We start from the raw sequence: 19,785 nt of genomic DNA, 5'->3' as shown, positions 1-19,785 counted from the left end.
ACGGCCGCCTTCGGTCTCCGGCTGTCCTGTCCGATCGGCCTCGCTTGTCCCGTCCGAGTGGTCTGAGGCCTCTTGGGGTGGCTGAGCCGACTGGGGGTGGTGGTGCTGGTTGGGCTCGGCGGGGGTTGGCGGACGGCCTTTGGTGAGTTCAACCGTGTTGGCGGGCCGGGTGGGATCGGACTCGGCGGGGCTGGGCGGCGCGGGATCAGACGCGACGGGGGTGGACTTGGCGGGGCCGGGCTCGGTAGGGGCGGGCTCCGTGGGGCCAGGCTCCGTGGAGACGGACTCCGTGGAGACGGACTCAGCGAGGCTGGACCCTGCGGTGGCGGATGGGGCGGCATCCGACGCGGCCGGGTCGGAGGCGGCAGGTGCAGGCGTGGTGGGGGCAGGCGGGTGTTCCGGGGCGATGGCGTGGCCTCGTACCGGTGGTGTTGCTGAGTGCGCGGCGTCGTCGGCGGGATCGTTGGGAGTGCCTGCGATCGCCGGCGTTTCTGTGGGCTCGTCGGTGGGTTCGGCGAGGTCGCGGAGGTGGTCGATGTCGACGGTGCGGCGGTTGCGGAACAGCGCCAGCACGATCGCGAGGCCCAGGCCCACCTCGGCGGCCGCAATGACGATGACGAACAGCGTGAGGACCTGGCCGCTGTGCAGGCGGTCGGCCAGCCACACGTCGAACGCCACCAGGTTGAGGTTGACGGCGTTGAGCATCAGCTCGACCGACATCAGCACGAGGATCGTGTTGCGACGGACGAGCACGCCATAGACGCCGATGGAGAACAGGAGCGCGGAGACCACAGCCGGGTAGACGATGTGCACTAATGACCCCCGGTCTGATCGGGCGGCAGATTACCCCCGGTCCGGTCGGGCACTGAGTTGTCCCCGGTGTCGGGGGGTGACGGCCTGGTCTCCGGCCGGGCAGGCGAGCTTTGCCCGCTGTGGGTGGATGGCGGCCTGTCACCCGTGCGCGTGCTCGTCCCGGTCGAGTGGCCCCTCGCCTGCTCAGGAGCCGGGCCCCTTCCGGTTGGCGATTTTGCGACGCTCGTTTCGCGGGATGGGGTGTTGCGCTCGGTCTGAGCGGATGGCGCGCCGCCGGGGATGTCCGTACGGGACAGAACGATGGCGCCGATCAGGGCGGCGAGCAGGAGCACGGACAGCGCCTCGAACGGCAGCACCCAGGTGGCGAACACACTGGCACCCAGCTCCTTCGCGGCTCCCTGGCCTGGGGTCAACGGTGTGTAGGCGGTGTGGAATCCGTCGATCACCACCGTGACGAGAATGGCCGCGGTCGCCACCGCCACCAGGGCTGCGACCAGGCGGTTGCCGCTGTCCAGGTCTGTGGAGCGGCCGATGGGGGCCCGGGTGAGCATGATGCCGAACAGCAGCAGCACCACCACCGCGCCCACGTAGATCAGCACCTGGACCCAGGCCACGAATTCGGCGGTCAGCACGAGATAGCAGCCCGCCAGGGCGCCGAAGGACACCACGAGCCAGAGGGCGGCATGGACGAGTTGTTTGGTCGTGACGACAAGCAGCGCCGATCCAACCGCTACCGCGCCCAGCAGCAAGAAGACGATCTCTTGCCCGGTGGGTGACAGGTAGGAGGGCACCGCCTCGGTCACGACTCCTCCTCGGACTCCCTTGTCTCGTCAGGACCGAGCCGTCCGGGCGGTCGGATGGACCGTGGATCGGCCATCCTGCGCCTGCGGGGGCTCGCGGCAGAAGTTTGCTCCTCCGGCTCGGGCTTCGGTTGCGGGACGCCCGAGGCTGTGGACAACTTTTCTCGGGATGGCTGTCCTGTGGATGAAGCCTGTCCCTGGGGTGGCTCCTTCGCAGAGGGGCCGGTCTCGCCGCCTTCCGTGGAGGACGAGGTAGTGGCCGCCGGCGGGGAGGGCGCGTCGGTCGTGTCGTCTTTCTTTGTTGTGGGGGCTGCGGGCGTCTCGTCTTCTTCCGCGGGGCGAGATGCGGTCGTCTGGCCCTCTTCCGGGGGGAGGGCGGAGCTGGGCGCGCCGGTGTTCGTCTCACCTGGTGTGGTGGAGGTGTCGTCCTTGGCGCGGGATGGGAGGGCGCCTGGAGGACGGATCCCCCGTACGTTCTGGATGGGTCGGCGTGGGCGTCCGCCTGGTGTGCGGGACCGAACGGTCGCAGGGCCTGATCCGGGCGCGCCAGCGGTGGGCTCCCCGTCCTGGGCGTCGGGCATGGGCGTCGTCGCTGAGGCGCTCGTTCCAGGAGTGCTGGATTCGGGCATCGTCCCGGATGCGCCAGCTTCCGGCGTTGTTCCAGAAACGCCAGCTTCGGACGTTGTTGCAGGACCGCTTGCCTCGGACGCTGTTCCAGGACCGCTTGCCTCGGACGTTGTTCCGGGAACCCTTGCCTCGGACGTTTCTCCCGGGACACTTGCTTCCGATGTTGTCCCGGGGACGCCTGCTGGGCGCTCTCCACTGATTGTGGGCCTTGCTCCTGGTGTGGGCCCTGCGTCCGATGTTTCGGGGGTGGGTCTCGTCTCGCTTGTTCCCGCCGCCGGCGCGGTCTTCGGCGGGGCTGGGGTGGCTGCCGTACCTCTGCTGCGCTGGGGTGGTTCCGTTGTGCGTGCCGTACGGGCGGTAGGACGACGGGGGGCGGCGGTGAGCTCCTTCGGGGGCTCGGCGCCCGGGTCGTGGGCCGGAGGTGGGGGAACGGTCTGGGTCCAGGCGGCCAGCTTGTCCTTCTCGTGGATGAGGTTGCGGATGTCGCCTTCCGCGTACTCGAACTCCGGAGACCAGAAGAGGGCGTCGAACGGGCAGACCTCGATGCATATCCCGCAGTACATGCACAGGCTGAAGTCGATGGCGAAGCGGTCGAGGACGTTCCGCTGGCGGGGGCGGCCGCCCTCGGGGGCCGGGATCGTCTCCTTGTGGGAGTCGATGTAGATGCACCAGTCGGGGCACTCTCGGGCACAGAGCATGCAAGAGGTGCAGTTCTCCTCGACCAGGGCGATGACGCCGCGGCTGCGGGGCGGGAGGGCAGGCTTGACCTCGGGATACTGCTGCGTCACGGATTTGCGCAGCATGTGGCGCAGGGTGATGGACAGCCCCTTTGCTAGCCCGACTCCTGGTATCCGCCCCATGCTTCAATATCATGACGCAATTGGTCCCGCAGGCAAATGAGTGGGGACAGGGTCCCCGGTTTTCCACAGCCGTCCACAGGTTGACGGGGAGTTATCCACAAGCTGTGTGCATGCCCGGTATGAACCGTGCCGGGGCGATAGTCTCTCCGCCATGCAGCAGAGCCATCAGGTCCGTCCCGGTGGCGGGGCGTGGGCGGCCGCCGTCGTCTGGGCCTGCCTGCCCCTGTTCACGTGCGGGCTGGCGACCCCGTTCACCATCGGGTTCGCCGCGTTCTGGCTGCGGAGCATCTGGCAGGTCTTCGCGGCGTCCGCCTATCTGGTCTGCATCGGATCGTTCGTGATCTCGGCGCTGGCGTACGACACCTTCGAAGACATTCCCCAGCCGCTGGCCACGCTGGTCTCGTTGGGGCTGTTCGTCAGCTGGCTCGGCGGGGCCATCCACTCGGGATTCCTGGTGCCGGTCATGGCGCGAGCGCGGCTTCGGGCGCCGATGCATCCACCGCACACCAATCTGCACCAGAGGACGACCGCGCCCTCCCATCACCGTGGGCATGGGGAGCCTGGCCCCTATCAGCGGCGTCCCGGCCCTGCTGAAACGCACCGACCCCGTCCCACCTCGGGCGAGACGCACCGGCCCCGTCCCGCCTCCGCCGAGACGTACCAGCGGCGTACCGACTCCGCCGAGACCCATCCGCCACGTTCCGGCCCTGGGGAAAACTATCGGCGGCGTACGACCGAGCCCGCGGCGCGCCCGCGGCGCCCCGGAGAGCCTGAGTGGATCGGGCACTATCGGGTGCTCCAGTCGCTCGGACGCGGTGGGCAGGGCGCGGTTTACCTGGCCATGGCGCCCAACGGGACGCGGGTGGCCGTGAAGGTGCTGCACGATCTCGTCGATGAGATGGCGCGGGCCAGGTTCGCGCGGGAGGTGGACGCGGCGCGGCGGGTGGCGACGTTTTCCACAGCCCGCGTGCTCGACGTGAACATCTCCGGCCAGCACGCCTACATTGTCAGCGAGTACGTGGAGGGGCCCTCGCTGGAGCAGCTCGTCAAGAAGCACGGGCCACGGGATGAGGACAGTCTGACCAGACTGGCGTTATCCACAGCCGGAGCGCTGGCGGCTATCCACAAGGCGGGGATCGTGCATCGTGATTTCAAGCCGAGCAATGTGCTGATCGGGAACGATGGACCTCGGGTGATCGACTTCGGGATCGCCCGGGCGTTGGATCAAGTGACGATGACGTCAGGGAAGATGGTCGGGACGCCGCCGTACATGTCGCCTGAGCAGCTGACCGGGGAGGCTGTGGGGCCGGCTTCCGATGTGTTCAGCTGGGCTGTGACGATCATGTACGCGGCTACGGGGCGGCCGGCCTTCGGGGAGGACACCGTGCCTGCGGTGTTCAACCGGGTGCTCACGCTGCATCCGGACCTGTCGCCGTTGCCGCCTGCTTTACGGGGGGTTGTGGGGTCTTGTCTTAACAAGCGGCCTGAGGATCGGCCTTCGGCGTCTGATGTGATGTTGGCGATCGTGCACTGAGTTGTTGCCGTTGACGTTCGTAGATCGTGGGCATGCCCTCAGGCTGGTTGGGCGCCGCTGAACTGGGCGGGCCCTCAACCGGTTGGGCTGTCCAGCCGGACGGGCCGTTCAATCGGACGAGTCGTTCAATCGGTTGGACTCTGGGTGTGTTGCTAGCGCGGGTGGGTGTCGTTTATCGCGGGTGTCCGCCAACGGGAGTTGGTTCGGCTGCGTTGGTGGCGTGGCTGAGCGCTGCTGGTCTTGGCGTGGCTGGAGCTGCTGTCCTGGGGTGGTCAGGGGTTGGCGTCCTTGGTGGCTCTGGTGAGGTTGAGGTACTCCTCGCGGGAGATGCGGTGTACGGCGAGGGAGAGATTGTGGCGTTTCGTGAAGGTGTGGGCGTATTCGGGAAGCCAGCGGCCCGGCAGGTGATGGAGAGGGCTGCCGGTTACGTCGAGGATGAAGAGGCCGGTGAGGCTGTCGTACTGATAGAGCAGCAGGCTGAAGGCTTCGCGTGGGGATGCGCCGATTCGCCGGGTGGCCGTGACCTCATTGCCATGGAAGATCTGGAGTGTGCCGGAGGAGTCTGCTCTGAGGTCCGGTCCGCGGCCCGATGAGGGCAGGAGGGTGCCTCTGCGTGCCCGCCAGCGGTTTATTCGTCCGAGGACGGGGCGTAGGACCAGTAGTGCGGGGCTGAAGGCGACCATCAGCCATTTGGATTCGAACATTTCCAGGAGAAAGCGGCCGATTGACGAGACGGCGCGCCAGGCGGCCCACATTCCCAGGGAGGCGAGGTAGGCCATGAGGGCCATGCCTGCGATTCCTGCGCAAATGGCCACCGGCTTGTGCCATTTGCGCGGGAATAACGGTCGGAGGCCGCGTACGCGTTGCCAGCCGGGGGCGCGGCTTGCCAGGACCGCGCGTACGCGGGCGGGCGGGGAGGAGCGGGCGTCCAGCAAGGGGATGCCTGCCCTGTGCGCGAAGATGTCCAGGTCGGGCTTGTGCCACTCGCCCGGCAGGTCGAGCAGGACCAGGCCGTCCGCGTCCAGGGCGGCTATGCCTTGCACGGGTTGGAGTTTGCCGGTTTTGGCGGTGACTTGCTGACAGTTGTAGTGGTAGAGGCTCGCAGGTGTCACGCGTACGGAATGGCTTGAAGCATTGTCAGTGACGACCAAGGTTCGGCCGTGTGATGTCAGAACGGTTTCCGGGCGGAACTCGCCCTTTGTCGCGCCTGAGATCGGGACAAGATGGTCCACAGTCATACCCCCCAAAGGCCCCCTGCCCAGGTACGACGAATAAAGCGAACCTAAAGTTTCGACGCTAGACGAGAACTTTGATGATGCCGGTCAGGGCCAGCTGGCCCAGGGCCAGGGGAACCAGGATGGCCCAGGCGAGTTTCTGGAGCTGGTCCTCGCGCAGCCGGGGGAACGTGACGCGCAGCCAGATCACCACGAACGACAGCGCGAAGACCTTGATCAGAGTCCACAACCAGCCGGGGAGGAACGGGCCGTGCCAGCCGCCCAGGAACAGGACGGTGGTCAGGAACGACAGGACCACGATTCCGACGTACTCGGAGAGCATGAACAGCGCGAAGCGCATGCCCGTGTACTCGGTCATCGGGCCCATGATGATCTCGGACTCGGCGATGGGCATGTCGAACGGGGGACGGCGCAGCTCGGCGAGCCCCGCCAGGAAGAAGACGACGCCGCCGACGGCCTGCCACGGCAGCCACCACCACTGCCACGCCTCGACGATGCCGGGAATCGACAGGGTGCCCGCGGCCATGGCGACGGAGGAGGCCGCCAGGACCAGCGGCAGCTCGTACGACATGAGCTGGGCGGCCGAACGCATGCCGCCGAGCACCGAGTATTTGTTGGCCGAGGCCCACCCGGCCATGATCGAGCCGAGGACGCCGACGCCCATGACGGCGAGGACGAAGAAGAGGCCGAGGTCGAGGTTCACGGCCACGCGGCCCCGGTCGATGGGGATGGCGATCAGTACGACGAGGTACGGGACGAGCGCCACACCGGGGGCGATCATGAAAATTCGGCGGTCGGCCGCGGCCGGGATGACGTCCTCCTTCTGCGCGAACTTCACCCCGTCGGCGATGAGCTGCGCCCAGCCGTGGAAACGGCCCGCGTACATGGGGCCCAGCCGCGACTGCATGTGGGCCATGACCTTGTGCTCGGCCTGGCCGACGATCAGCGGCAGAACCAGGAACACGATGAGGATGACGGCGAAGCTCAGCACCACTTCAAGCATCGGGCGGCCCCCAGTCGGCTGGAACTCCTGGCGGAAGCGTCTTGCGGCGGCTCGGGGCGCCGTGTCCCGATTCGCCGGGCTCCTTGGCGCCGGGCCATGGCTTGGCCACGCGGGCGGCGAGGATGAAATCCTTGCGGAGCGGGTGGCCCTCGAACCCGTCGGGCAGGAGAAGAGGCACGAGGTAGGGGTGGTCGTCGAAGATCACGCCGAACATCTCGTACGTCTCGCGCTCGTGCCAGTTCGCGCCCCGGTAGACGCCTACCGCGGTGGGGAGGTGGGGGTCTTCGCGGGGTACGCGGGTGCGGAGGAGCAGGCGTGCTCCGGCGGTCAGGTTGTAGACGTGGGCCACGACGAGGAAGGCGTCCGGCGGGTCGTCCACGCCGGTCAGCCAGTCGAAGAAGGCGTAGCCGAGGTCGTCTCGGACGAACGTCAGGAGTTCGATCCAGTCGGCGGGGGTCACGTCGATCGTGGTGTCGCCGTAGGACTCGGAGATCTCGGCACGGTCACCGAACCGGGCCTGCACCTGGGTGAGGCCGTTAGGGAGGGCAATGGCTTCGGTGGGCTGGTGCGGCGTCGGCTGGTGGGTGCGATCGTGCGTCGGTTGGTTGGATGGGCGGGTTTCGGGCCGCTCGGGGGGCTGCGCAGGCGGGCGACTTTCGGGCCGCTCGGGCTGACGCGTTCCGGGTCCCTCGGACGGCTGGGCGGGCGGGCGCGGTTCGGGGCGCTCGGACGACTGTGCGGGCGGGCGAGTTTCAGACCGCTCGGGCTGACGCGTTCCGGGTCCCTCGGACGGCTGGGCGGGCGGGCGCGGTTCGGGGCGCTCGGACGACTGTGCGGGCGGGCGAGTTTCAGACCGCTCGGGCTGACGCGTTCCGGGTCCCTCGGACGGCTGGGCGGGCGGGCGCGGTTCGGGGCGCTCGGACGACTGTGCGGGCGGGCGGGTTTCGGGACGTTCGGGGGGCTGCTGGTTGTGGGGGTTGGAGGCGTTCGAGGGCTGCGGGGTGTTGTCCGGTCGATTCGGAGTTCCCTCGGTGGTCACGCGTCCTCCCCGTGGGGGCGGGACCACACGTACCGGTCGCTGAGCTTCTCGTCGGCGATTTTCTCCTGCAGCTTCATGATCCCGTACAGGAGCGCCTCCGGGCGGGGCGGGCAGCCGGGCACGTACACGTCGACGGGGATGATCTGGTCCACGCCGTTGGTCACGCAGTAGGAGTCCCAGTAGGGGCCGCCGGAGTTGGAGCAGGCGCCGAACGAGATCACGTATTTAGGGTCGGGCATCTGCTCGTAGAGCCGCTTGACGGCCGGGGCCATCTTGTCGGTTACCGTGCCGGAGACGATCATCAGGTCGGCCTGGCGTGGGCCGTTCGCGAACGGGATCACGCCGAACCTGATGAAATCGTGCCTGCTCATCGAGGTCGCGATGAACTCGATGGCGCAGCAGGCCAGCCCGAAGTTGAACACCCACAGTGAGTAGCGCCGGCCCCAGTTGAGCACGAAGCGCATCGGCTTGGGCGCCAACCTGGAGATCGGGCCCACGGTGGGCATCGGGAGGTCTGTTGCTGCCATGTTGACCATTCTTGCGCGGATCGCAGGTCAGGCAAAGGAAGCTTCGGTTGGGGGGTGGTTGGGGACTTCTTGGCTTGGTGGGGGTGGCGTGGCTTTCCCGGGATCTGGGCGATGTGGCGGCGGGCGGCGTGTTGGCGCGGGCGCCTCGGCCTCGTTGCTGATCCGGCCGAGCAGCGGGGGGCGGGGTGGCGGGCTGGCGCATCGGAGTGGGAGAAGGGCTCGGCGCTGACGGGGAAGCCGACGGTGTCGGAAGTCCTGGCGGTGTAGGGGGTCTTGGCGGGACGGAGGTCCCCGCGGTGCAGGGGTTCCCGCGGTGCCCCGGGTCCTGGCGGTTCAGGGGTCCTGGCGGTTCAGGGGTCCTGGCGGTTCAGGGGTCCTGGCGGTGCAGGGGTCCGCGGTGCGGGAGCCCCAGCGGTGCGCGGGTCCTGGCGGTGCACGGGTCCCTGACGGTGCAGGGGGTCCCGGCGGTGCAGGGGTTCCGGCGGTGCGCGGGTCCTGGCGGCGCGAGGTCACGGCGCGAGGTCACGGCGCGAGGTCACGGCGCGAGGTCACGGCGCGAGGTCACGGCGCGAGGTCACGGCGCGAGGTCACGGCGCGAGGTCACGGCGCGAGGTCACGGCGCGAGGAAGGCGCAGGAAAGGGAAGCGGGGGTGAAGGTAAGTGCGGGCGCGAGCGGGAGGGCTACGCGAGGGCGGGGCAGCACGAGAGCGGGGCAGCACGAGAGCGGGGCAGTGGGCGGCGAGGGTGGGGCAGAAGGCGATGTGAGCGCGGGGACAGATGGCCGCGAGGGTGGGGCAGAAGGCGATGTGAGGGTGCGGGCAGGGGGCGATGTACGCGGGGGTGGCGGTGGGGGTGGTTAGGTCCAGGTGAGTACGCGTTTGCGCCAGGCGTACAGGATGCCGAGGGCGATGAAGCCCAGGAAGACGAACATCTCCACGAGCGTCGTCAACCCGTAACCAGGCGCGTCGAAGATCGTCGCCCAGGGGAACAGGAAGACGGCGTCCACCGCGAACACCACGTACAGGTAAGTGAAGACGTAGTAACGGACCTGCGACTGCGCCCACCCTTCCCCCACCGGGTCGACCCCGCACTCGTACGTGGTGAGTTTCTCGGGGGTCGGGCGGGTCGGGCGGAGGAGGCGGTTGGCCATCAGGGCGCCGGCCACGATGGCGACGCCGATGGCGAGCAGTGCGGCGACGAGCACGTAGGACCCGAAGTAGCCCTCCATGAGTGAGATCGTAACCCGGAACCCCCATCACGAACCCGGTCAAAGCTCAGGAATCCACCACAAACCCCAGCCAGCCAGCCAGTCAGCCAGCCAGCCACCGCGGCAGGTACCCGCGCCGGTCAAAGGCTCGGTGGTGATCACGTCAAGACGGGGTAAATACCAAGATCACCCCCATACCCTGACATTTATGCACAAATTGCGATTCTTTTCCGGAATCGCTCTGCTGGCCCTCTCGGCGACCGCCTGCGGTCTGGCGGCCGCCTCTCCCGGGAGGGACGTGGTGGTCCCGGCAGAGCCGACGATGATCGACTTTGTCGACCCGGCGGCGGTCGCCGGCCTGTCCACCAGGACGCTCACCGACGGCCACTACTCCGGCAACCGATACGTGCACATCAGCTACCCCGAGTTCCAGAACGCCCCCGCGCTCAACCGCGCCCTGCGCGCCGAGGCCGAGCGGAAGTGGCGGGACTTCGGGGGGCGGACCAAGGGCCGCGCCGCCTACTCGCGGCCCGAGTTGAACGTGGACTGGCAGCTCGCCGCCGCCTCTCCCCAGGCGATCGCGGTACGGCTGCGCACGGGCGAGTTCCAGGGCGCGGGCTGGGCCTACTCCACGCGTACGTACTGGTTCGACCGGCGCGGCGGCAAGGTCGCGGAGTCGGCCGGGCTGCTCGACGGCGAGCACGCCCTGCGGCAGCTCGCCCAGCTGGTGCAGGAGCGGCTCAAGGGGCGGGGGTCACAGGTCGAGCGGGAGGAGGTCGCCGCCGGAGGCGACCGGTTCGACTCGATGGCGTTCAACCGGGACGGGGACCTGGTGGTCGAGTTCGACGACTGCCAGATCGGGCCGTGCTCGCTGGGGCGGCTGGCCGTGGCGATCCTGGCGGAGCGGGTACGTCCGCTGCTGTCCGAGTTCGGGCGGCGGGCGCAGGACAGCGTGCGCGAGGCTGCCAGGCAGGTGCAGGACAGCATGCGGGAGGCGGCCAGGCAGGCGCAGGACAGCATGCGGGAGGCGGCCAGGCAGGCACAGGACAGCATGGGCGAGGCGGCCAAGCAGGCGCCGATCCGGCGGCCCGGAACGGCGCCCACGGAGAGTCCGCAGGCCGTCAGCAACCAGGCGGGGACCGTGGACTGCGCCAAGGCCAAGTGCGTGGCACTGACGTTCGACGACGGACCCGGGCCGTATACCGCGAAATTGCTGGACATCTTGCGGAAAGAACGGGCGAGGGCGACGTTCTTCGTGGTCGGCTCCAATGCCGCCGCCCAGCCCGGCCTGCTCAAGCGGATGAGCGCCGAAGGGCACCTCGTCGGGAACCACACCTGGGACCACAAGGACCTCTCGAAACAGGCGACGAGCCGGATCACCGACTCGCTCGCGCGCACCGAGGAGGCGGTCTCGGCCGCCATCGGGCAGCGGCCGGCGCTCGCGCGCCCGCCGTACGGGACCGCGAGCCAGGCAGTGCGGGACGTCGCGGCCGAGCTGGGGCTGGCCCTGGTCGAATGGGACGTCGACGCGGATGATCTGTTCGCAGATAAAGCGGGCGACATCACGGACCTTGCCGTGCGCAAGGCGCATCCAGGTGCGATCATTCTCATGCACGACATCCACCGGGAAACCGTTGACGCCGTTCCGGACATCCTCAAACGGCTGCGCGGGAAGGGTTACAGCTTCGTCACCGTTCCTGAGTTGTACGGCTCGGCAGGGATGCAGGCCGGACACCTGTACCGGTCGGGGAGCGAGCTGCCGGGTAAGCGCCCCCTGACGTAAGTCACGTATTGGGGGGACGTATAGTTGGCGCTCGTGACCCGAACCGTTCTGCACGCCCGCCTGCATGTGGATCTCTGCAGGCTCGCGTCCGGGCTGTGTCGTCGTTCTCCCACCTCACCCTGACGTCGACCGCGTTTACCCGCTCTGCCCGGGATGCAAACGCGTCACCTTCCGAGGATCTAGCATGGATACAGAGAACGCGCCCCGGGCGACCGCGCCCCGGGCGTCGAGGAGGACTGAGCCGTGACCCAGCGCAGCGAGGGCACCAATGAGCACAGTCGAGTTTCGTTCACAGCACTGACGAGGGAGGCGCTGTGAACAAGCAGGTCCAGCAACTCGACCGCGTGATCATCAGATTCGCCGGAGACTCCGGCGACGGCATGCAGCTCACCGGCGACCGCTTCACGGCGGGCACGGCGGAGTTCGGCAACGACCTGTCGACGCTCCCCAACTTCCCGGCCGAGATCCGCGCGCCCGCAGGCACCTTGCCGGGAGTGTCGAGCTTCCAGCTCCACTTCGCCGACCACGACATTCTCACGCCCGGCGACGCGCCGAACGTGCTCGTGGCCATGAACCCGGCGGCCCTCAAGGCCAACCTGGGCGACCTGCCCAGAGGCGCGGACATCATCGCCAACACCGACGAGTTCACCAAGCGCAACCTGCAGAAGGTCGGCTACGACGCCAACCCGCTGGAGGACGACTCGCTCAGCGAGTGGCGCGTGCACGCGGTGCCGCTGACCTCGCTCACGGTCAAGGCCCTGGAGGGCTTCGAGCTGTCCAAGAAGGACGCCGAGCGGTCGAAGAACATGTTCGCGCTGGGCCTGCTCAGCTGGCTCTACCACCGGCCGACCGAGCACACGGTCAAGTTCCTCGAGCAGAAGTTCGCGAAGAAGCCGGACATCGCCAAGGCCAACATCGCCGCCTTCCAGGCCGGCTGGAACTACGGCGAGACCACCGAGTCCTTCTCCGTCTCGTACGAGGTCAAGCCCGCCCAGCTCGCCCCCGGCGTCTATCGCAACATCTCCGGCAACCAGGCCCTCGCGTACGGCCTGATCGCCGCCAGCGTGCAGTCCAAGCTCCCGCTGTTCCTGGGCTCCTACCCGATCACCCCGGCCAGCGACATCCTGCACGAGCTGAGCAAGCACAAGCGGTTCGGCATCCGCACCTTCCAGGCGGAGGACGAGATCGCGGGCGTCGGCGCGGCGCTCGGGGCCGCGTTCGGCGGGGCGCTCGGCGTGACCACCACGTCCGGTCCGGGTGTGGCGCTGAAGGCCGAGACCGTCGGCCTGGCGGTCACCACGGAGCTGCCGCTGATCATCGTGGACGTGCAGCGCGCGGGGCCGAGCACCGGCATGCCGACCAAGACCGAGCAGACCGACCTGCTCATGGCCATGTTCGGCCGCAACGGCGAGTCGCCGGTGCCGATCGTGGCGCCGATGTCGCCGAGCGACTGCTTCGACGCCGCCATCGAGGCCGCCAGGATCGCGGTCAAGTACCGCACCCCGGTCATGCTGCTCTCGGACGGCTACCTGGCCAACGGCTCGGAGCCCTGGCGCCTGCCCGAAGTTTCCGACTTGCCGGACATTTCGCAGCCCTTCACCGAGGCCCCCAACGGCGCCGACGGCGAGTTCCTGCCGTACAAGCGTGACACCGAGACGCTGGCGCGCCCGTGGGCCATCCCCGGCACGGCCGGCCTCGAGCACCGCATCGGCGGCATCGAGAAGGCCGACGGCACCGGCAACATCTCCTACGACCCGAACAACCACGACCTGATGGTCCGCACGCGTGCCGCGAAGATCAACGGCATCGACGTGCCGGAGCTGGCGGTTGACGACCCCGACGGCGACGCGAAGGTGCTGGTCATCGGCTGGGGCTCGACGTACGGGCCGATCGCCGCGGCCGTCCGCCGGATCAGGAGGAACGGCGGCAAGGTCGCCCAGGCGCACCTGCGCCACCTCAACCCCCTGCCGGCCAACACCGGCGAGGTGCTCAAGAGCTACGACAAGGTGCTGCTGCCCGAGATCAACCTCGGCCAGCTCGCGCTGCTGCTGCGGGCCCGCTACCTCGTCGACGTGATCAGCTACAACCGTGTGCGCGGGCTCCCGTTCAAGGCCGAGGAGCTGGCCGGAGTCATCCAGGACGTGATCGACAGTGACTGAGCTCGTTAACGGGAAGGGCCTGTCGCTCATCCCCAAGACCGACGCCAAGCAGACCCTGAAGGACTTCAAGTCCGACCAGGAGGTGCGCTGGTGCCCGGGCTGCGGCGACTACGCCATCCTGGCCGCGGTGCAGAGCTTCCTGCCGGAGCTGGGGCTCAAGCGCGAGAACATCGTGTTCGTGTCGGGCATCGGCTGCTCGTCGCGGTTCCCGTACTACCTCAACACGTACGGTTTCCACTCGATCCACGGCCGCGCGCCCGCCATCGCGACGGGGCTGGCCGCCTCCCGGCCCGACCTGTCGGTGTGGGTGATCACCGGTGACGGCGACGCGCTGTCGATCGGCGGCAACCACCTGATCCACGCGCTGCGCCGCAACGTCAACCTCAACATCCTGCTGTTCAACAACCGGATCTACGGGCTGACCAAGGGCCAGTACTCGCCCACCTCCGAAGTCGGCAAGATCACCAAGTCGACGCCGATGGGCTCGCTGGACAAGCCGTTCAACCCGATCTCGCTGGCCCTCGGCGCCGAGGCGTCGTTCGTGGCCCGCACCATCGACTCCGACCGCAAGCACCTGCAGTCGGTGCTGCGCGAGGCCACCGCGCACCGCGGCACGTCGCTGGTGGAGATCTACCAGAACTGCAACATCTTCAACGACAACGCCTTCGAGCAGCTCAAGGACCCCGAGGTCCGCGACGACATCACGCTGCGCCTGGAGCACGGGCAGCCGATCGTGAGCGCCTCCAAGGCCGTCGTGCGGGCCGCCAACGGCGGCGTCGAGGTGGTGGCGCGCGACGGCGTGAGCGAGGACCAGATCCTCGTGCACGACGCGCACGCTCCCGACCCGTCGGTGGCCTTCGCGCTCAGCAGGCTGGACGAGCCGGCGTTCGAGCACGTGCCGATCGGCATCTTCCGGCAGATCGACCGGCCGGCGTACGACGTGCTGATGGCCGAGCAGCTCGAGGCGGCCGTGGCGCAGAAGGGCCCCGGCGACCTGAGCGAGCTGCTCCTGGGTGGAGACACCTGGCGCATCGGCTAGTTGATGATTAGATGGAGCCGTCGGCCCGGACGGCTCCATCTTCCGCGGAACGGCGAACGTTCAGGCCCGAGAGCGGTAGCTCGCGTGACCAGCGAGGGGTCAAGTGAGCGCGACCAGTCAACGCGGAGGTCAATCCACGATGTCGTATTGGCCGGAGACCGTGGTGCTGGTGACCGGGGCGGCCGGGTTCATCGGGTCGCATCTGGTGACGCGCCTGCGAGCGCTCGGCGCTCAGGTGCACGCCGTCAGCCGCCGCCCCCAGCAGGCTCGCCATGGCGAGACCTGGCACGTGGCGAGCCTGAGCGACGCCGACGCGACGACGCGGCTCTTCCGGTCGGTACGGCCGACGCTCCTGTTCCACCTCGCCGGCGAAGTCACCGGATCGAGAGGTGACGAGGTCCTCCGCGCCACCCTGGACAGCAACGTCATCGGCGGGGTCAACGTGCTGGCCGCCGCGCACGAACGCGGCATCAAGACCGTCTTCACCGGCTCCATCGAGGAGCCCCGCCCGGGCAACGGCCAGGCGCCGCCGTCGTCGGCGTACGCGATGTCCAAATGGGCCGCCACCGGCTACGCGCAGCTCTACCACCGGCTCTGGGACCTGCCCGTCACCGTCCTGCGTCCCAGCATGGTCTACGGGCCCGCCCAGCCCGACACCACCAAGCTCGTGCCGTACGTGACGCTCTGCCTCCTGCGGGGCCAACACCCCCGGCTCACCAAGGCCACCAAGCTCGCCGACTGGATCTACGTGGACGACGTCGTCGACGCGTTCGTCCTGGCGGGCGAAACAGACAAAGCCATCGGGCACGCGCTGGATATCGGCACCGGCGTCAAGACCCCGGCCCATGAGGTCGTCGAGCGGATTTATCGGATCACCGGCACGAGCACGCGGCCCGAATTCGGCGCCGCCCCCGATCGCCCGCACGATATTACGCAGGTCGGCGACATAGCACCGGCAGCGGACCGGCTCGGCTGGCGTCCTGTCACGAAATTGGACGACGGGTTGCGCCGAACAGTCGATTGGTACGCGTCGCAAGAATGTCACAAAGAATCGCACGCTTAGCCGGGCCGGCATAATTCTGCGAGCATAGGGGTACTTGTCTGGCCGGAGGAGCGCCTTTATGAGCCGTCTTAATGCCCTGCGCAGCCGTTTCGTGGACGCTCCGGACTCCCTGGGGGCCAAGGCGCGGGCGCGAAGGTGGCAGTGGTTCGCCGACCGGTTCCCCGACCTCGACCAGATGAACGTGCTCGACCTCGGCGGCACGGCCGGGGCCTGGATGCGCGCCCCGGTCAGGCCGGCCCACGTACACATCGTCAACCTCGAGCAGCCGCCCGCCGACCTGCCGGGATGGCTGCGGGCCGATGTCGCCGACGCCTGCGACCTACCGGCGGCCATCCGCGGCACCCGCTACGACCTGGTCTTCTCCAACGCGGTCATCGAGCACGTCGGCGGGCACCAGCGGCGGCAGCGGTTCGCCGACACCGTGCACGAGATGGCCGAACGGCACTGGGTGCAGACGCCCTACCGCTATTTCCCGGTCGAGCCGCACTTCCTGTTCCCGGGGTTCCAGTTCCTGCCGCTCGCCGCGCGGACGACGATCCTGCGCCGCTGGCCGCTCGTCCACACCCCGACCTCCGACCGCGACGCCGCCCGGATGATCGCCATGGAGGTCGAGCTGCTCAGCGTGACCGAGATGCGGCACTACTTCCCCAAGTCCCACATCCGCTTCGAGCGGCTGGCCGGGCTGGTGAAGTCGGTCATCGCGATCCGCACCTAGTCCGCGGCGAGCACGCTCGCGCCGCCGCTCTCCCAGGTGTTGCCCTTCCAGACGTTGCCCGGCCCGTTGGAGTCCCAGTACGACACCGGGCCGGCGTAGCCGCCCTTCGGCCACACCTTGCGGCTGAAGACGTTGTCGATCACCTTGATGTTCGAGGACAGGCCCTTCCTGCCGGCGCCCGCATAGAGCGACCAGCCGCCCCCGGCCAGCAGGTTGCCCTGCACGGTGACGTTGCGGGTCACGCCGAAGTCCTGGAAGAGCGCTATCGCGCCCGTCTGGTCGAGCGTGTTGATCACGGTGTTGCGCCGGATGATCAGCTCGGTGCCGGCGGCTGCGGTGCCGGTGGACATGATCATGTCGGTGTGGTCGCCGGAGTAGTACTTCGGGTCGTGTACGTACGAGTCCTCGATCAGGCCCTGGTCGGTGAGGATGCCGTTGGAGATCGTGTGGATGTCCACCCGGCGAATCGTGATCAGCTTGCCCTGGTTGAGGATGCCGAACTGGGTGCGCTGCTTGCCGTTGCCGAAGATCTCGCTGTCCTCGACCTTGAGGCCCGAGAAGCCCTCGCGCTGGAGGATGCCCCAGTAGTCGGTCTGCCCGCGCACCCGGGTGTTGCGGATGGTCACGTTGTCGGCCTCGACCGTGATGTCGCCGGTGACGTCCCAGCCGTCGATGACCTTGCCGTCCTCCTTGATGACGATCGAGCCGGTCTTGCGGACCAGCTCGGTGCCGTCGGGGACGCCCGTGTTCCCGGGCCCGGGCCAGCCACCGCTCGGCGGCGGGGCGGTCGTCGGCGTCTTCGTCGGAGTGGGAGTGGCAGTGGGAGTGGGGGTGGGGGTGGGGGTGCCAGGGGGCGTCTGCGTGGGAGTGCCGGGAAGCGTCCTGGTGGGCGTCGCGGTCGAGGTCCTGGTCGGCGTCACCGTCGGAGTCTCGGTCGGCGTCCTGGGAGGAGTCTCGGTCGGTGTCCGAGGCGGAGCCGCGGTCGGCGTCCGGGGAGGAGTCTCAGTCGGCGTCCTGGGCGGAGTCTCAGTCGGCGTCCGGGGAGGAGTCTCAGTCGGCGTCACAGGTGGAGAAGGAGGAGAAGGAGTGGGCGTCCTCGTCCTCGTCGGCCTGGGCGTCGGTGAGGAGATCAGGGTCGGCTTCTTGGTGGGCCGCCGGGGCCACCACCATGAGCCCTTGGTCTTCCGTGGCCGCGGGCTCTCCGTGGTGGGACGCGGCCGGGACTTCTGACCGGCGGCAGCCCGCGGCGAGGTCGAAACCCGCGCCCCGCTCGCATCCGTCAGAACCGCCTGAGGCTTCAGCACATCGGAGGCGATGACGCCGTATCCGCCCGCCAGCACCGCCACGGCGGAGACACCGGCCAGGGATAACCACCCGGTCCGCCTCTTACTTCGCGTACTCCGCCGATGCCTTGACACAGGTGACTCCTTCCGATCACGGCCACATCGAGTCCCCAAGGGGAGAGAGTAGCCATGCCGGAAGCACTAAGAGGGGCTTTTTGCCGAAAAAGGCTCCTTTACCCCTCAATTCCCAGAAAGCTCACCTTTCACAATGATCACCAAAAAGCCCGTTATCCCGGACTTACCGCCCCACCATTTTCCCAGGTGTTACTGTGCCACGTATTTCCGGGCCCGTCCTTATCCCAATATGAAACCGGCCCGGCAGACCCGCCCTTCGGCCACACCCTGCGGCTGAAGACGTTTCCGATCACCTTGATGTTCGACGAGGTGCCCTTGACCCCGGCCCCCGCGTACAGCGACCAGCCACCCCCGGCCAGCAGGTTGCCCTCCACCGTCACGTTCTTGACCACGCCGAAGTCCTGGAACAGCGCGATCGCGGCCGTCTGGTCGAGCGTGTTGATCACCGTGTTGCGCCGGATGATCAGCTCGGTCCCGGCGGCGGGCGGCCCGGTCGACATGATCATGTCGGTGTGGTCGCCGGAGTAGTACTTCGGGTCGTGCACGTACGAGTCCTCGACCACGCCCTGCTGGGTCAGGATGCCGTTGGAGATCGTGTGGATGTCCACCCGGCGCACCGTGATCAGCTTGCCCTGGTTGAGGATGCCGAACTGGGTCCGCTCCTTGCCGTTGCCGAAGACCTCGCTGTCCTCGACCGTCAGCCCGGTGCGCCCCTCGCGCTGAAGGATCCCCCACCAGCCCTTGGTGCCGCGGACGCGCGTGTTGCGGATGGTCACGTCGTCGGCCTCGACCGTGATGTAGCCGGTCACCTCGACGCCGTCGATGACCGTGCCGTTCTTGGTCACCCGGATGGACCCGGATTCGCGCAGCCGCACGCCGCTGGGCACACCCGTGTTGTCCGGCCCCGGCCAGCTCCGCTCGGCCGGGTTCAGCGGCGGGGCCGAGGCGGACGCGGTCGGGGTCGTGGCGAGCGACTGGGTGGCGAGCGGCCTGTTCTGGGCGCCGCCGTTCTGGCACCCGCTCAGCAGCACGATCAGGCCCAGGCCGAGACACCAGCCTATGGCGGACGACCTCACTAGGCGTTGGGCTTCCGGCCGCCGACGAGGTCGGCCAGCGCGGGTGGCGTCCAGCGCTTGGCGACCTGGCGAAGGTTGCTCTTCCATGCCTCGCCGGGGCGTTGCTTGAACAGCGTGGTGTGCTCGTCGGTGGTCTCGTCCTCGGGCCGGCCGTTGGAGTAGTAGTAGAGCGCCATGCTGCGCCGCGCCCGGTCCGGCGGGCAGGTGAGCGGGTCCGGGTGCCCGTGGTTGGCGTCGTCGGTCGTGGCGAACACCACGAACCGGTTGAAGACCGGCAGGATCTTGCCCTCGCACTGGGTCATGTCCTTGTTCCACAGCTGCAGGTGCCCGCCGTAGCTCTCCTCCCAGTCCTTGTTGAGGTAGAGCAGGCCGTTGAGCCGGCGGTCGAGGTTGAGCTTGCGGCTCTTGTTGAAGTCGGCGTGCACCTTGAGGAAGCCGCCCGGCCGGATCTGGTGCAGGCCGCCGCCCTCGAAGTGGGGGTCGGAGACGAGCTGCGTGATGCCGGTCAGCCGCTCGAGGAACTGGACGAACACCCCGCTGTTGAACTCCGCCAGCAGGTGCCTGGTGGCCGGCCCCATGCGCTCGGTGTCGGCCAGCGCCAGCTTCACCTCGCGGGCGGTGTCGAACCGCTGCCAGGTGGCGTCCCGCGGCTCGGGGAACTCGTCGAGGACGGGCTCCAGCACCTCCGGCGGCAGGAAGTCGTCGATGACCACGTGGCGGAACGGCGAGGCCGTACGGAACTGCTCGGAATACTTGTCCGCCAGCGGGAAGAGGTCGTCCCGGCGGAAGGTGAAAGCCTGCAGATCCTGCATGAAATGTGTCTCCGTCTCTACGACACCGCGGCCCCTACCTCGTCATCGCCTCAGCCGTGTCAGCTGTTACCTGTA

General features: G+C 68.3%; 17 protein-coding genes and 1 pseudogene. 7 read left to right on the top strand and 11 right to left on the bottom strand.

What is annotated here, in order from left to right; genetic code table 11:
• Positions 1–531 precede the first annotated feature (531 nt).
• The 3 genes and pseudogenes from nuoK to HD596_RS61760 all read right to left on the bottom strand — a co-directional run.
• Positions 532–813: pseudogene (nuoK, locus tag HD596_RS16385) on the bottom strand (NADH-quinone oxidoreductase subunit NuoK); the annotation flags it as partial.
• Positions 813–1,616 (bottom strand): NADH-quinone oxidoreductase subunit J family protein, encoded by an 804-nt coding sequence (locus HD596_RS61765; protein WP_313044263.1) that lies wholly within the window; start codon positions 1,614–1,616, stop codon positions 813–815. The pseudogene nuoK and the gene HD596_RS61765, both read right to left, overlap by 1 nt.
• The gene (locus HD596_RS61760; protein ID WP_246556254.1) at positions 1,613–2,938 is read right to left on the bottom strand and encodes a 4Fe-4S binding protein; all 1,326 of its coding nucleotides are present in this window, start codon (positions 2,936–2,938) and stop codon (positions 1,613–1,615) included. Before HD596_RS61760 ends, HD596_RS61765 begins: the two co-directional genes overlap by 4 nt.
• A gap of 313 nt (positions 2,939–3,251) precedes the next feature.
• On the opposite strand from HD596_RS61760, the gene HD596_RS16370 reads away from it, so the two are divergent.
• On the top strand, positions 3,252–4,634 hold the full coding sequence (locus HD596_RS16370; protein WP_185070070.1) for a serine/threonine-protein kinase: 1,383 nt from the start codon (positions 3,252–3,254) through the stop codon (positions 4,632–4,634).
• A 272-nt stretch (positions 4,635–4,906) separates the two neighbouring features.
• Here HD596_RS16370 and HD596_RS16365 read toward each other — a convergent pair whose 3' ends face one another.
• From HD596_RS16365 to HD596_RS16345, 5 genes are all read right to left on the bottom strand, one after another.
• A complete protein-coding gene (locus HD596_RS16365; RefSeq protein WP_185070069.1) occupies positions 4,907–5,872 on the bottom strand; it encodes a hypothetical protein in 966 nt (321 codons plus the stop codon).
• A 58-nt stretch (positions 5,873–5,930) separates the two neighbouring features.
• Positions 5,931–6,872 carry a complex I subunit 1/NuoH family protein gene (locus HD596_RS16360; RefSeq protein WP_185070068.1) on the bottom strand — a complete coding sequence of 314 codons (942 nt, stop codon included), beginning with the start codon at positions 6,870–6,872 and terminating at the stop codon, positions 5,931–5,933.
• The gene (locus tag HD596_RS16355; protein ID WP_313044259.1) at positions 6,865–7,395 is read right to left on the bottom strand and encodes an NADH-quinone oxidoreductase subunit C; all 531 of its coding nucleotides are present in this window, start codon (positions 7,393–7,395) and stop codon (positions 6,865–6,867) included. The genes HD596_RS16360 and HD596_RS16355 overlap by 8 nt, the downstream gene beginning before the upstream one ends.
• Positions 7,396–7,907: 512 nt before the next feature.
• Positions 7,908–8,438, bottom strand: a complete 531-nt coding sequence (locus tag HD596_RS16350) for an NADH-quinone oxidoreductase subunit B (protein ID WP_185070067.1) — start codon at positions 8,436–8,438, stop codon at positions 7,908–7,910.
• Positions 8,439–9,294: 856 nt separating this feature from the next.
• A complete protein-coding gene (locus HD596_RS16345; RefSeq protein ID WP_185070066.1) occupies positions 9,295–9,666 on the bottom strand; it encodes an NADH-quinone oxidoreductase subunit A in 372 nt (123 codons plus the stop codon).
• A gap of 187 nt (positions 9,667–9,853) precedes the next feature.
• Between HD596_RS16345 and HD596_RS16340 the strand changes: the two genes are divergently transcribed.
• The 6 genes from HD596_RS16340 (at position 9,854) to HD596_RS16320 (ending at position 16,404) form a co-directional block, all read left to right on the top strand.
• The gene (locus HD596_RS16340; protein WP_185070065.1) at positions 9,854–11,428 is read left to right on the top strand and encodes a polysaccharide deacetylase family protein; all 1,575 of its coding nucleotides are present in this window, start codon (positions 9,854–9,856) and stop codon (positions 11,426–11,428) included.
• Positions 11,429–11,461: 33 nt separating this feature from the next.
• Positions 11,462–11,551 carry a putative leader peptide gene (locus HD596_RS65645; protein WP_364758193.1) on the top strand — a complete coding sequence of 30 codons (90 nt, stop codon included), beginning with the start codon at positions 11,462–11,464 and terminating at the stop codon, positions 11,549–11,551.
• 191 nt (positions 11,552–11,742) lie between these two features.
• Positions 11,743–13,587: a 2-oxoacid:acceptor oxidoreductase subunit alpha gene (locus HD596_RS16335; protein WP_185070064.1), complete on the top strand. Its 1,845-nt coding sequence runs from the start codon at positions 11,743–11,745 to the stop codon at positions 13,585–13,587.
• On the top strand, positions 13,580–14,626 hold the full coding sequence (locus tag HD596_RS16330) for a 2-oxoacid:ferredoxin oxidoreductase subunit beta (RefSeq protein WP_185070063.1): 1,047 nt from the start codon (positions 13,580–13,582) through the stop codon (positions 14,624–14,626). The genes HD596_RS16335 and HD596_RS16330 overlap by 8 nt, the downstream gene beginning before the upstream one ends.
• Positions 14,627–14,765: 139 nt before the next feature.
• Positions 14,766–15,689: an NAD-dependent epimerase/dehydratase family protein gene (locus HD596_RS16325; protein WP_185070062.1), complete on the top strand. Its 924-nt coding sequence runs from the start codon at positions 14,766–14,768 to the stop codon at positions 15,687–15,689.
• Positions 15,690–15,747: 58 nt separating this feature from the next.
• Positions 15,748–16,404, top strand: coding sequence for a class I SAM-dependent methyltransferase (locus tag HD596_RS16320; RefSeq protein ID WP_185070061.1), 657 nt, complete (start codon positions 15,748–15,750; stop codon positions 16,402–16,404).
• On the opposite strand, the gene HD596_RS16315 is transcribed toward HD596_RS16320, so the two are convergent.
• The 3 genes from HD596_RS16315 to HD596_RS16305 all read right to left on the bottom strand — a co-directional run bounded on the left by HD596_RS16315 (position 16,401) and on the right by HD596_RS16305 (position 19,710).
• On the bottom strand, positions 16,401–17,324 hold the full coding sequence (locus HD596_RS16315) for a right-handed parallel beta-helix repeat-containing protein (protein WP_185070060.1): 924 nt from the start codon (positions 17,322–17,324) through the stop codon (positions 16,401–16,403). The genes HD596_RS16320 and HD596_RS16315 overlap by 4 nt on opposite strands.
• Before the next feature lie 650 nt (positions 17,325–17,974).
• Entirely contained in the window at positions 17,975–18,898 is a 924-nt protein-coding gene (locus HD596_RS16310) for a right-handed parallel beta-helix repeat-containing protein (RefSeq protein ID WP_185070059.1), read from the bottom strand.
• Positions 18,898–19,710, bottom strand: a complete 813-nt coding sequence (locus HD596_RS16305; protein ID WP_185070058.1) for a 2OG-Fe(II) oxygenase — start codon at positions 19,708–19,710, stop codon at positions 18,898–18,900. Before HD596_RS16305 ends, HD596_RS16310 begins: the two co-directional genes overlap by 1 nt.
• Positions 19,711–19,785 lie beyond the last annotated feature (75 nt).

The sequence above is a fragment of the Nonomuraea jabiensis genome (assembly GCF_014204795.1).
In the GTDB taxonomy this organism is placed as follows: domain Bacteria; phylum Actinomycetota; class Actinomycetes; order Streptosporangiales; family Streptosporangiaceae; genus Nonomuraea; species Nonomuraea jabiensis.
Note: the sequence above shows the minus strand (reverse complement) of the source record. Positions and strands in the feature narration are given on the sequence as shown.